Genomic DNA, 12456 nt, shown 5'->3' on the forward strand with positions numbered 1-12456 from the left:
TCGGCTTGACCGATGTCTGCGGCGGCTGCGGCGGCGCCATCGGTGCGGCCGGCGCGGCAGGCTGCTGCTGCGGCATCACTGCTCGGGCTTGCGCGCTCGGCTGCGCATCGAACACCGACCCACCCTACCGAAGCTGGCCCGGATAGCGGCTCATCATCGCGTCCATCAGGTTGCCGTACTGCTGGGCATAGCCGGAGTTGAAGGTCGGCATCGCGACGCGGCCCGGCATCGAGCCAGGCTGCAGGCCGCCGGTGCCGCGCGCCATGACCGCCTGCGCGAGGGCGTCCATCGTCTGCGGCTGTCCGACGATCGGGTTGAGCCGCGGCATGTTGATGTTGTTGTCGCCGCCGCCCGCCGCGCTCTGCAGCATGTCAAGAAACGTTGCCATACTGGCCCCTTTCCCAATCTTCCTTCAGCAGCCCGAGGACAACCGCGTCATCGCGGCCGAAGCCTCGCCGAAGAAGCCCCTCACGCTGGAAGCCGAGCCCTTCGCAAAGCCGGATCGACCGGCTGTTCGAGGCCATGATCGCCGCCCCTACCCGCCCGCATCCGAGCTGGCGGAACGGGTATCCCAGGATCATCGAGACGCGGTTGCGGCTGATCCACCGCGGCGTGTCGGCCGCGATGCTGACCTCGATCGCTCCGAACTCCGGGCTGTAGCCGTGGAACAGCACGCCCGCGACGAGCTGCGCGCCCTGGATCACGCCGATGCCGACATACGGCACCGGGAGACGCGGCATGCTCGGGATCCGGCTCTGCACCCATGCTCCAACGGCCTCGTCTGCGCCGTAGAGCAGCCTCACATCAGGGCCCCTGGCTCATAGATCGTGTCGAAGGACACGACCCGCACATCCACGCCCTCGATCAGGTCGTTGCGGCCAAGCGGCGGCGTGACCGTCAGGTTCATCGTGGCGGCAAAGGTGTAGCCAAGCCCGAACACCGTGGTCCATTCGAGCCGCACCTGCGGGACCTCTTCGGTCCAGACGGCCTGGTCCCAGATGGCGAAGTCCCACCGCGGCCCGTTCGGGATGATCGGGCTCAACACGCCCTGCGGCGTGCGGATGGAGAAGTCGGTGGACACGTCGACCGCCGGGGCGACCGTCGTGTCGCCCTGGATCACCGGCCGCAGCATCTTCATCTGCTTCTGCTGCGCCTGCGGCTTCAGGTAGTTGAAGGCCGTCACGATGTCGGCCGAGAGGCTGATCGCCCCCACATCGCTGACGCCGCTGTCGGACAGCCCCACCTGCCCATCCCAGGTGCCGAAATATGCCTTGCCGTCCATTAGCGCCCAGCAGGCCGCGTTCATGCCCTGGAACTGGCACCATGCGCCTGTGATCGTGTTCATCACATACTGGACGGCGGAAGCGGACGACGTCGGCACGTTGACGATCGCCATGGTGCCGACCGGGTAGGACATCATCTGCCAGCCACGCAGAGCGCCTGTCGCCCGCACAGCGTTGTTGAAGGCATCCTGGATGTTCTTGGTAATCGCGGCCTGCTGCGCCGACGACCGGTCCAGCGTCAGCGACTTCGCGAGCGAGATAACCCCGTCCTCGCAGGTGATCGCGATGTCCGCCCCGACCTTGGTGAGGCAGCGCCTCCCCAGCGGCCGGCCGACCTGGAAGGTCCCCTTGATGCCCCAGCTGTTGGCATCGCTCGGGTTGGTCCCGAGATAGACGATGAGCTGCCCTTCGCTCGTCAGGAAGAAGGCGTAGTCGTCCGGGCCGAAGCCGCCGTCGATCGTCCAGCTTCCGCCGGCCACCAGGTAGCCGCCGGCCGACATGAGCGGGCCAAGGTCGAACTGTGTCGCCGCGCCGCCGATGGCGTCGGTGTCGAGATACCAGGCGCGGGTGGAGTCCTTCTCGATGAACCAGATGCGGCGCTTGTGCTCGAAGATGTTGATCAGCTTCGCGCTGTCCACACCCGTGATGGCCGGCGCCGTGCTCCAGGTCGACCCGTCGTAGACCTGGCGCTGCTGCGCGCCGTTGACCGCGATCAGCCAGTTGCCGCCGCTGTTCGAGAAATTGATCCACTGCCACCAGCCGTCCAGGCTGACGACCCCGGTGTCGACCTTGTTGTCGATCTCCGCATCGTCCCACAGCGTCTCGACCGGCTCGGGCGTCGGTGTATCCCAATCGGTTGCCGGAGCCAGGGCGCCGGGAAACACGTCCCACAGCGTCTCCTGCTCGAAGCTCTGCGTGGTGACGTCCCAGATCTTGCCGCTTCCGACCGCGAACAGCTTCTGCCGCGTCGGCCCCTTCCACACCATCAGCGTCGTGACCGGCCCGGTGATGTTCTGCGCCCACATCTGCGAGCCGCGCCGCAGGGCCACGTCGGTCGGCGTCGGGAACCAGTTCACCAGCTTGACGGCGCTGTCCTCGGGCATCTTCGCGAGGCTGTCGAGCGCCATCCAGCCCTTGACCGGTGCCGGGATGGTACCAGCGACGGAGACCCGCTGCCGTGTCGGGTTGGCGCGAAGAGCCGTCCGCACCACGTCACACCACGTTGATGGTCTGCGACCAGTTGAAGCCCGGCCAGCGGTAGCGGGTGGCGCTCATGTTGATATCCTTCATGCCGCCGTTGCGCGCCGCCGCCTGCTCGACCTGGCGCTCGTAGGTCGCCATGTCCTCGGCGTAGTCGAGCCCCTTGGTCTGCCGCCACCGCCAGATCATGCCGAGCGTGATCAGCTCTTCATCGAGCCGCGTCGTGTCGGTGTCCGCTGTCCACCGGTCGCCATAGGTCTCCGGCGTACCGGCATGGATGCACCAGTTGCTGCTGATGCACTCACCACGCACCGTCTGCCCGTCCGCCGGCGCCGGGTAGATGTTCAGATCCTCGCCGATGATGCGCCAATAGCCCCACAGGCCAGGGCTGACGGGCCGGCTGATGGCCGCGGCCCATTCCTCGGGCGTCAGCGGCCCCAGGATCGGGCGGAACATGTCGACCCACCAGATGACGCGGCCGGCTGACAGGCGGTTCATCTCGGCCGGCAGTGCGCCGGGCTGCGGCATGCCGGCGACGGTCGTGAACTCGAACGGCACGATCAGCCGCGTCCAGTTCGACCGCTGGGCAAGCGCGGTCGCCTCCTTCTGGGCGATCCTCTGAAGCTGCCTCGTCTGCAGGTCCAGGGAGCCCACCACCGCGGTCGGCGCCGGCACGCCAACCTCCAGCGCGACATCCTGGACGATCGAGAGCAGCGTCATGGATCAGGCCTTCCGCGGACGACCCGGGCGGCGCTTGGGCGCCGGATCATCGCCCTCGGGCTCAGCCACGCTGGCCAGGAATGCCTCGTAGGCCTCCGCGTGCTTCTCCCGGTCCTCGTCCGTCGCCGGGCGCGGGCCGATCGTGGTGCCGTGGTCGATGACGAAGCTGAACAGCTCCTCGCCGTCGTCCGACAGGCTGAACTTGGCGCCGACATCCGGCGCGGCGTTGCGGTCGCGGCTCATGCGGCCTCCTGCTTCTCGGTCATCAGGGCTTCGACCTTGCTCGACAGATCGCGCAGCTGCTGTTCGAGCTGCGAAATCCGGGCGTCCTTGCGCTCGTTCTCGGCCGCCAGGCGCTGCACCTCTGCCGAGCCCTTCGCGGCGGCGAGGAACGCCTTGGCCTTCGCCTGCAGCTCGCGGGCGCCGATGCCGATCTTGGCGAGGTTGCCGTCCGACAGGTCGGCGATGTCCTCCACCGTGTGGATCTGCAGGGCGGCCAGGTCTGCGGCCTGCCGGGCGTCGATCACCGGCCATGCCTTCAGGGGCGTGCCGGTCAGCGCGCCAGAAGCCCCTTCCCGCTTGAACACGTCGACATGGTCGGCAAAGCGCTTCGACCAGTCGCCGTCCGGCACGATCTTGCCGTCTGGCAGGTGCCGCTCAACGACGCGGCTCACCTCGTCCCGACTGCCCGGAACGATGATGTAGCCGACCAGCACGCGGTCATGGATCGGCCGGCCTTCAGCCTCGGACGCCGCGTCGTTGACGCGCGTCTGCCATTCCAGCCGCAGCCACAGGCCGTCGCTGGTCTTGAACAGGGGTTTGTCCATGGTTCAGACCTTGGACAGGGCGTCGGGTGCGTAGAAGTTCGCTTTGACCAGGCACGACCGTTTGCCGACCGCGAAGCCGGCGTGGGCGACGTTCGCCACCACGGCCAGATCCGTGCCGATCAGAAGGCTGATCAGCCGCAGACGAAGGTTGGTGAGCATCATTGTCTCCAAAAGAAGCGGGGCGGCCCGGAGACCGCCCCTCGTTGATCAGGTCACGGCGTTGCCGATGGCCCAGAAGTACTGGCCGGTGGTCACGGCCTGGCCGGCCTTGGTGCTGTAGCTGCCGGCGCCGGCCGCAGCCGATCCGGTGCCCGGGGTGACGATGATCGCCGTCGCCGCCGCGATGTTGGCGCTCGCTTTCGCCAGGATGTAGTTCAGGCCGTCCGAGCCGACGACCTTGGTCCCCGGCTGGATACCGCCGAAGTCGGCGAGCGTGGTGGACGGGGCCGCGAGGATGTCGATCCCGAGGCCCGGCTCGATGGTGTAGACGCTGTGCGCCATGGTCGCCTCCTTACGACTTCCAGAGGATGCCCTGGAGCATGGCGTTGCTCAGGGTCATGTTGCCGGCCCAGAGGATCATCTGAACCGTGGCGTCCTGGTTGATCGCCCGGACGTCGTCCATCGGGACCATGTTGGTGGCGCTGTGCGGCCGGTAGAAGATGTAGTCCGTGTTCAGGAAGTACATCGTGTTGGCCGGGCATCCGCCGCCGATGCCGCCGTCGAAGACGATCGGCATGCCGACGAACTCCAGGTTCTTCCACCCGGCGTTCGCGGTATCGGTGTTGGTGATCCGCTGGATCGGGTTCAGCGACTGCCAGTAGGCCATGTAGGCGTTGTTGTCGGCGATGCCCAGGTCCGGCTGGTCCTTGCCGCGCGAGCACTGCAGGTACAGCTGCTGCATCTTCGGCTGGATGGTCGCGCTGGTCATGGTCGCGTCCTGCACCTGCTGGTTGCGCCAGAAGGTCCAGGTGGCCCGGTTGATGCCGCCCACGGTGCCGGTGGTCGGGTCCTTCGGCACGAGCAGCTGCAGGCCGCCCATCTCCTTGCCGCCGGAGCCGGTGCCGTCCGCGTAGCAGCCGAGCGAGATGTTGTTCTTCATCGTCCGCTCGGCGTTCCGGATGCGGCTCGACAGCAGATCGATGATCTGCTCCTTGCCGGCATTCTGGACGCGGCCTTCCAGGCCGGAGATGGTCACGGCCACGGCGCCCTGCTTCCAGTCGAACTCGGCCGCCGTGAACACGTCGGACGGGCTGACATCGAGCAGCTGATAGCCGCTGTAGTACTGGAACGTCGAGTTCTCGGCGTATTCCAGCTCCTGCACCAGCGTGCGACCGCCGGCCGCCGGCTTGGCATTGCCCTTGCTGGCGAGCTTGGCCAGGATCGCGTTGTTCTTCGTCCTACTGTTTACGTCCCCGGCTCTTTATCCGGGGCTCCTGCAGCTTCCTTGTTCGCTGCAGAGCAGACTATCTCATCACCTGTTCACGACGGGCGCGCTTGGTAGCGCTGATCTTCGCTCCGTGCCCCTTGGGCTTGCCCAGCTGTGCCAGCCTGCGCTTCAGGTTGGCCTCCACCGTCCACTTCCGCCCGACCATCGCTGTCGCGATCGGTTGCCCCTTCCGGATCGCCTCCGGTGTCGGCGCGAATGACGTCCTGTGCTCATTGTAGAGCCGTCCGTCCTTGGCGAAGTGATCTTGCCACCGCAATTCAGCCTCGCGCTTCGCCTCGATGTCATCCGGCACCGTCTCCAGTGCCGTGATGACGAAGGCGAAAGGCCCGTGCAGCTTCCATTCTTCCTGGAGCCTCTGGACCTTGTGCGCTCCCTGGTTGAGGAGGCAGCGGTGCTCCCGCATCCGCTTGGCAATCTTTCCCTTGGTGCATCCGACATAAGCCATGTCGGACTTGAGACATCTCAGAGCGTAGATCGTGGCCATTCGGGATTCCCCTCTCTGGCTGTGAAGAACAGGGCCGGGCGCTCGTGGGTCCATTACTGCTTTCGCGCGGGACCTAGTCGTTACACCTTACACTACTCTCGCAGATTATTCTGCTGCTTTAGTGTCTTGGCTCGGTGTTGGCATCTCAGCGTTCACCGAATTCACCCGGTTTTACAACGTCCTCGATGGTTAAACGTTGTCGGCCAGCTTTCCGGAGCGGTTCCGGAGAGTGGTCGTGACGATTTCCGTCAGGTTGGGGGATGCCATTGGCTACCTCACAGACGACCGCTCGCCTCGGACCATGCCTGGTTCAGAGCGGCCTCGATTGAGTCGGGAGGGGCGGCGCCCAGGCTCTGCGAGCCCGGAACCGGTGCCCCGGTGAGGCTCCCGCCGGCCTGCCGCGCCTTGGCGGCGACCTCCGCAGCTTTGCGCTGGGTCTCAGCCTGTGCCGCGGCCTGCTGCTCCTTGATGAGCGCGGCGCGGATTTCCGGGTGAGCCCAGGCGGCCATGTCGTAGGCCTCGCCCAGATCCTTCGCGCGCCCACCTTGGATCAGAAGGGCCATGTCGTCCTTCAGATCCTCGAAATAGACGCGCTTCGGATCGGCGGCGAACGCCTGGATCTCGGCCAAGGCGGTCGAACGCTGATATTCGACGGCCTGCTGCTGCTGCGTGGTGAATTGGCCCTTGAGAGCGTTGATCTCCTGCACCAGTGGCTGAAGGTACTGCGCCAGCGGGTTGGGTTGATGTCCCGGCTGCTGGCCGTTGCCCGGCTGCGGTGCGAACTGTCTCAGATCGACCCCGTAGGATCGTGCAAGCCACGCGATGCCGTTGACGGGATCGCGGTCCAAGACTGCCTGCGCATCGAAAAGCTGCTTGATGGCCTGAGCCGGCGTCACGCCGCGCATCGTCATCGCGCCGGCGTAGGGCTCCAAGGCCTTGTCGATACCCTTGTACTCCGCCAGCTTGGCGAGGCCGTCGTTGACCTCCTGCTCGCGCTTGGCGACGGCCTCCTGCACCTCTTTCGGCAGGGCGGCGAACGCGGCCTTGGCGCCGATTGACCAGCCCGGCGGCGGGCGGAGCGCGCCCGCATCGGCCGGCGGCGTCTGCGTGGCCTGCTGCTGGCCCTGCTGAGCGGCCTGAGCCGGCTGCGCCGCCGCGGCTTGCTGCTGCGCGTCCTGCGACTTGGCAGTGGCATCGACTGGCTTCACCGCGAACCGCCCCTGCTCGTCGCGTGTGGGGCCGTCCTGCGGTGCCGGCTGCGCTCCGGCGTCGGGCTGGCCAGCGTCGGCGGTGGTGCCAGCATCGGCCGGCATGTCGAATGCGGCGGCCAGATCGGCATGCAGATCGTCGTCGACAGCCGCGTCAGCGGCGCCGTTGCTCAGGTCGGTCATTCGTCCTTCGGGGTTGCGCAGCCGCGGTTGATGTCCGCGCCGCTAGTCGGGCTCAGGCGCCCAATTCCTCCAGCGCCCGCACGATGTCGGGCTCGACCGGCGGCATCTCCGCCGGCTTGGTGTCGGGCAGATGCTCGTTGCCGACGATTTCGCAGCCGGCGGCCCGCACGGCGCGCTCGTAGGCCCGCTTGTCGCTGTACCGCTTCCCGTCCGCGTGGTTCAGGACGTCGTCGAGATGGCCGCTGATGACCATCGGGGCGCGGCCGAAGCGAACATTGCGTACCAGACGTTCATGGGGCTCAACCCACTCCCGGCGGACGGGATGCCAGATCAGGCGGCGGCTCACTGCACAGGCCCTCTCGGCCCGGCCGGCTGCGGCGCCGGCTGAGCGGCCTTGATCGCTGCGTTCAGCATCGTCTGACGCTCCTTCAGCGCCATGTCGTGGTTCTGTGCTTGTTCCTTCAGCTGCATCTCATGGGCCTGCATCTGCTGCTCCATGCCCATGCGCTGCTTGTCAGCCTCCAACTGGCCCTGGACCTTCACCATGTTCGGGTCAGGCGCCGGCGGCTTCGGCTGCATGGCCTGCTGGGCCATCGCACCCATGGTCTGCTCGATCACGTCCTCCAGCGACCGGCCGGCGCGGAAGTTGCGCACCGCGAACATCAGCATCTCGCCCATCATCGGCATCATCTGCGGCGCCTGGGCAGCGATCGGCCCGGCCTGCTGCAGGAACTGGCCGACCATGGCGACGAACTCGGTCGCGCTCTTCTTCTGCTCTTCCTCGTTCGGCTCGATGGTGCTGTCCGTCTCGATGTCGATGCGGAAGCAGCGGACCATGTTGTTGCGCAGGAGGGCCATCACCTCGTCGGTCACCTGCATGCCGGTCATCTGCTGCAGCGTCTCGGGCTGAAACACCTCAGCGATCACCTCGCCCATCAGGCGGATCGTGTCGCGGGCGAACCGGGCGACCTCCTTCTGCCGGTCGCGGATGCGGAGGCTGCCCCACTGGCTCTTGATGTTCTGCGCGGTGGCCGTCTCGCTGGCCTCGGACACGCCGCGCAGGATGTCGCTGATGCCGGTGATCTGGTAGACGTCCTCGATCAGCTGCTTGCGAGCCTCGATGCAGCCCTTCAGCACCTCGACCACCATGTCGATCGGCAGCCATTCGATCACGCCTTTGACGCCGCCGCGCTCGGCCCATGCCGCCCAGCTGTCGATCGGGATCAGGATGTTGTCGGTGGTCGGATCCAGCAGCCGCTCAATGGCGTTGCTGCCCTTGTCATCCGCCGGATAGACGCCGGCCAGCTTCAGCGCATCACCCAGCTTGCCGATCCGCTCGGTGAGCTTGTCGATCTCCTCCGCCTGGTCCTGGTAGTAGACGTAGTCGGGCGTGGGGATCAGGCTCTTCGTCGTGCGAGACGAGTAGATCGGGCGCGGGCACGGGAAGAAGCCGTCAAAGTGCAGGAACGGATCCTCGACGCCGGCCGGCTCGGCCATCCCCTTGACGATGAAGAACACCTTGCGGTCGCGCTTCGACCAGATCTCGAACACTTCGGCCTTGTCCGTCACGGACGGGGCATCGGTCGACCCCTGCTGCCCCTCGGCCACCGGCTTATGGTTCAGCGGGATCTTCGACCACGTCTTCGGGAACCGCTTCTGCAACTGCTCCTTGGTCAGGTAGGAGCGCCGCCACACCGCCCACACCTCGCGCCAGGTCCGCGCCACGGTATGGCCGAAGTCGCGCCAGTCGACGTACTCGGCCAGCACGCGCTCATAGTCGAGCTGCTCGAACGGCTCGGGCTGCTCGCCTGTCAGCGGATCAGGCGGCGGCGTCACCGTCTTCATCGACGGCTCGTACCGGACCCAGACGGAGCCGCGGCCCGGCAGCAGCAGATCCTGCACGTCGTCCTGCAGCGTGCCGTCGAAGTCGTTGGCGTCGAGCGAGTAGTTCAGCGCCCGTTCCAGGATCTCCGACGCCTGCTTGGCGATGGGGTCGTTGTCCTTGTAGCGCCGGCTCGCCGTGGCCTGCGGCGTCCGGGCATAGAGCGCCGGGCGGATCGTCTCGACGTTCGACCAGAGGATGGCGAACCTGCGCGCCTCGCGCGGCTGGTCGCTCTGCTCGTTCTGGTCGGCGTAACGCTTGGTGATCTCCTTGCCGCGCTTGGTCCAGCCCTGCATGGCCTTGTCGTAGGCGTCGATCTCCCGCACCCAGCGCGCGACGGTGCTGTCAGGCGCGGCGGTCTTCTCCACGTCCTGCCGCGCCGTGTCCGCCATGATCAGCCTACAGCCCCACGGAAGCCGTCCGACACGCCTTCGATCGCCCTCAGTGCATTCTCCAGCCGATCCAGGCGCTCATGCAGCTGCTCCAGATAGCCGCCTGGCGCGCGGATCTGCTGCGCCTGCTCCGAATCTGCGGCCGGAGCACGCGGCCCTACCAGTGCCTGCAGGCTGCGATCCAGCCTGCTCTGCAGGTCATCGGCCCAGCACGCCAGCTTCTCGGCGCGAGCCGTCATCACCTCCAGCGAGGTCGCCGGCTGCGTGGCCACAGCAAGATCGGCGTCCAAGCCTAATGTCGTGCCACCATAGAAATGCTGGGGACCGTTCATCACATTGCTCCGTTGAAGTTGCTCAGATCCTCGTCCGCTTCGGCCGCTGCACCCGCTTCAGCGCCTCGTCAAAGGTCATCTCTCGAATGCCGCGCAGGGGCGGCGGAGGCGGCGGCGCTGCCGGCGGGTCGACCGCGCGCCAGGCCATCGCCCCATAGCGGAACGCATCGGCGCAATGGCTCGTCCAGTCATGCCGCGGCGTGTCCCTGAACGCCCTCTTCTTCTCGTCGTACTCGGTGCGGTACTGCCGCAGCGCCTCAAGCCCGAGCGCGCAGTTCGTCTTGTCGAACCACGACCGCTCCAGCGTCAGCCGGCCGGCGTTGATGCCGTCCATCACCTTGTGGTCCGGCACCAGCCTTGGATTGCGCTTCAGCTCGACCAGCGTCTCCACGCGGGTCTTCTTCATCCCCAGCACCTTGACCTTGGCGTCATGGGGCATCCAGTCGGTGCCGTACCGATATGGCTTCGACCGCAGCACCATCACATAGTGCTCAAGGTCCTCACCGCTGTTCTCGTAGAAGTCGATCCAGCGGATCTGGTTCGCGGCCACCTGGAAGAACCAGATCGCCGTGCTGTCCCGCCGCCCGAGATCCCATGCCGTGTGCACCGGCAGATCCGGATCGTACGGCACGTCCGTGATGCGGCCCTGGCGCTCGGCCTCGGCGATGCCCTTGCCGTAGTAGGCGCCCAGGATCGCAGCCTCAAAGCTGCACTCGAACTCTTGGGCCACCTGCTCGGGAGTCATATCCTTCGCAGCGGCTGCAAGTTCTTCAGGCGGCAGAAGCCCGGTCTCTGATGCTCGCATCATCAGCTGCATCCAGCCCGGCTCTCGCCCAGCTCGGTCGTACATCTCCCAAAAGCTGTTCCGACCCTTCGGTGTCCCGATAAAGGTCGCCCACCCTTGCCGATCAGCAAGCGCCGGCCGGATGACTTCGCCCCACACTCCCGGGTGCATGTCGGCATATTCGTCGAGCACGACGCCCGATAACGCCAACCCACGCATCCGATCAGGATTGTCAGCCCCATAGAGCCGGATGCGGGACCCGTTGATCAGGTCTACCCTCAGCTCGCTCTCGTTTGGAGGCGTAGCGAGCAGCGGCTGTGAGAACCGTTTGAGGTAGTGCCAAGCTACATCCTTCGCCTGCACGAACAGAGGCGCGATGTAGGCGAACCTCGCGTCACCCGTTCGGTCCAGGATCGCGCGGCGGATCATGTCGTTGATCGTCGCGACCGTCTTCCCGCACCGGCGATGAGCCACCACCACCGCGAAGCGCTCTTTCCTTTCGTGATATGGGCAGAAGACATGCCGAGGCGAGTACGGGATAACGATCCGCCTCACTCGGCTTGCCACACCACCTCCAGTTTGATGGGGGCGTCCTCAGCGCCACCCACCTCAACGCTGGACAGCCGAGCATGCACATATGGCGCCGCCGCCTTAGCGGCGTCGACACGCATCGGCATCTCATTGCCATCGTCACGCATGATGCCGAGCAAGAAATCGAGCGGCGTGACTCCTCCGTTCGCCGCCAATTCCCTCGCCCGCTCGTTCATCCTCGAAGCTGCGCCCTTTGGCCGTCCAGCTCCAGCGCGCCTGCCGCCGTGTGCCATCTTGATTTCTTGATAATCAATCAAGCACGAAGCGATTGAACTTCGTCCTGTTCTCGGTCATCGGAATGACCCGAAGGTTCTCGCTCACATGCAGGCCAGAAACCAACTCATGCGCAAGGGGGATTTCGTGATCCACCTCCCACCTTTCACCGGTCTCAATCGTCAGGCGGTGGGCTTCCGCGTACAGCCGCTCGATGGCGACCAAATCAGCCCACGGCGGCACAGCCGGCCCGGCTCGTCTCTTCGCGCAGTGCGCGACTGCCTTGTATGGCTTCGCAGCATGTGAGCGGCGCACACGCGCCTTGAACTTCTCCGGTTCGGCCTGTCTGGCCGCCTTCTGCTGCGCCAGCTTCCTTGCCGGGTCCGCAGCATACCGAGCTCGCTCAGCAGCGAGAAAGTCCGCCCAGCGCTCTTTCCTGCGCTGGCGACTACGCTCAATGCTGGCTGCGTATTTCTCGGGATTCTCCAGGCGCCATTTGGCAGCCCGCTCCGCAGGTGTCAGCTTCATTCGATTCCTGCCGGTTGATGTCCGGGAAATCAAACATCCGGCGCGTCGAGATAGCGCCAGTGCGTCGGCCGGATCGTCTGCACGCTCCAGGTCGACGTCGTCTCGGTCCTCAGCTCCATGACGGTGGGCGAGATGCGTTCCCACCATTCGCGGGTGCTCTCGATCCGGAAGCCGATCTCATGGTCTTTCCCGCCGGCCAGGGCGTCACCGTAGAACAGGACGCGGGTCGCGGGCGGTGGAGGCGTGTCGATCGTCTGGTACGACATGCCGGCTCCCGAAAGAAAAACCGCCCCGGATTGCTCTGGGGCGGATCGGAGTCGTTAACCTGGAGGCAAAGATGAGCATGAAGCCCACCCTCGCAATCCGGTGCTGGCGGAGACTC

The 12456-nt window shown here is 66.0% G+C and carries 17 protein-coding genes and 1 pseudogene; all 18 read right to left on the reverse strand.

The window, feature by feature from the left end; all coding sequences use genetic code 11:
• Window positions 1-124: 124 nt before the first annotated feature.
• Window positions 125-388, reverse strand: coding sequence for a hypothetical protein (locus ABDW35_RS05440; protein ID WP_343712840.1), 264 nt, complete (start codon window positions 386-388; stop codon window positions 125-127).
• Window positions 372-740 carry a GNAT family protein gene (locus ABDW35_RS05445; RefSeq protein WP_343712841.1) on the reverse strand — a complete coding sequence of 123 codons (369 nt, stop codon included), beginning with the start codon at window positions 738-740 and terminating at the stop codon, window positions 372-374. Before ABDW35_RS05445 ends, ABDW35_RS05440 begins: the two co-directional genes overlap by 17 nt.
• Window positions 741-799: 59 nt before the next feature.
• Window positions 800-2491, reverse strand: a complete 1692-nt coding sequence (locus ABDW35_RS05450; RefSeq protein ID WP_343712842.1) for a hypothetical protein — start codon at window positions 2489-2491, stop codon at window positions 800-802.
• Between the two features lie 4 nt (window positions 2492-2495).
• On the reverse strand, window positions 2496-3203 hold the full coding sequence (locus ABDW35_RS05455) for a hypothetical protein (RefSeq protein WP_343712843.1): 708 nt from the start codon (window positions 3201-3203) through the stop codon (window positions 2496-2498).
• Window positions 3204-3206: 3 nt separating this feature from the next.
• A complete protein-coding gene (locus tag ABDW35_RS05460; protein ID WP_343712844.1) occupies window positions 3207-3446 on the reverse strand; it encodes a hypothetical protein in 240 nt (79 codons plus the stop codon).
• Window positions 3443-4030, reverse strand: coding sequence for a hypothetical protein (locus tag ABDW35_RS05465; protein ID WP_343712845.1), 588 nt, complete (start codon window positions 4028-4030; stop codon window positions 3443-3445). The genes ABDW35_RS05460 and ABDW35_RS05465 overlap by 4 nt, the downstream gene beginning before the upstream one ends.
• 3 nt (window positions 4031-4033) lie before the next feature.
• Entirely contained in the window at window positions 4034-4189 is a 156-nt protein-coding gene (locus tag ABDW35_RS05470) for a hypothetical protein (protein WP_343712846.1), read from the reverse strand.
• 48 nt (window positions 4190-4237) lie between these two features.
• The gene (locus tag ABDW35_RS05475; RefSeq protein WP_343712847.1) at window positions 4238-4531 is read right to left on the reverse strand and encodes a hypothetical protein; all 294 of its coding nucleotides are present in this window, start codon (window positions 4529-4531) and stop codon (window positions 4238-4240) included.
• 10 nt (window positions 4532-4541) lie between these two features.
• A pseudogene (locus ABDW35_RS05480) lies at window positions 4542-5414 on the reverse strand (phage major capsid protein); the annotation flags it as partial.
• Window positions 5415-5493: 79 nt separating this feature from the next.
• Window positions 5494-5961, reverse strand: a complete 468-nt coding sequence (locus ABDW35_RS05485; protein ID WP_343712848.1) for a GIY-YIG nuclease family protein — start codon at window positions 5959-5961, stop codon at window positions 5494-5496.
• Window positions 5962-6236: 275 nt separating this feature from the next.
• On the reverse strand, window positions 6237-7352 hold the full coding sequence (locus ABDW35_RS05490; protein WP_343712849.1) for a hypothetical protein: 1116 nt from the start codon (window positions 7350-7352) through the stop codon (window positions 6237-6239).
• A 52-nt stretch (window positions 7353-7404) separates the two neighbouring features.
• Entirely contained in the window at window positions 7405-7698 is a 294-nt protein-coding gene (locus ABDW35_RS05495; RefSeq protein WP_034834430.1) for a hypothetical protein, read from the reverse strand.
• Window positions 7695-9626 carry a hypothetical protein gene (locus ABDW35_RS05500; RefSeq protein ID WP_343712850.1) on the reverse strand — a complete coding sequence of 644 codons (1932 nt, stop codon included), beginning with the start codon at window positions 9624-9626 and terminating at the stop codon, window positions 7695-7697. The genes ABDW35_RS05495 and ABDW35_RS05500 overlap by 4 nt, the downstream gene beginning before the upstream one ends.
• A gap of 2 nt (window positions 9627-9628) precedes the next feature.
• The gene (locus ABDW35_RS05505) at window positions 9629-9958 is read right to left on the reverse strand and encodes a hypothetical protein (protein ID WP_343712851.1); all 330 of its coding nucleotides are present in this window, start codon (window positions 9956-9958) and stop codon (window positions 9629-9631) included.
• 22 nt (window positions 9959-9980) lie between these two features.
• Entirely contained in the window at window positions 9981-11309 is a 1329-nt protein-coding gene (locus ABDW35_RS05510) for a terminase family protein (RefSeq protein ID WP_343712852.1), read from the reverse strand.
• A complete protein-coding gene (locus tag ABDW35_RS05515) occupies window positions 11294-11509 on the reverse strand; it encodes a hypothetical protein (RefSeq protein WP_343712853.1) in 216 nt (71 codons plus the stop codon). Before ABDW35_RS05515 ends, ABDW35_RS05510 begins: the two co-directional genes overlap by 16 nt.
• A 73-nt stretch (window positions 11510-11582) precedes the next feature.
• Window positions 11583-12074 (reverse strand): hypothetical protein, encoded by a 492-nt coding sequence (locus tag ABDW35_RS05520; RefSeq protein ID WP_343712854.1) that lies wholly within the window; start codon window positions 12072-12074, stop codon window positions 11583-11585.
• Window positions 12075-12103: 29 nt separating this feature from the next.
• Entirely contained in the window at window positions 12104-12340 is a 237-nt protein-coding gene (locus ABDW35_RS05525; protein WP_343712855.1) for a hypothetical protein, read from the reverse strand.
• Between the last annotated feature and the right edge of the window lie 116 nt (window positions 12341-12456).

The organism is Inquilinus sp., assembly GCF_039594555.1.
Taxonomy (GTDB): Bacteria; Pseudomonadota; Alphaproteobacteria; order DSM-16000; family Inquilinaceae; genus Inquilinus.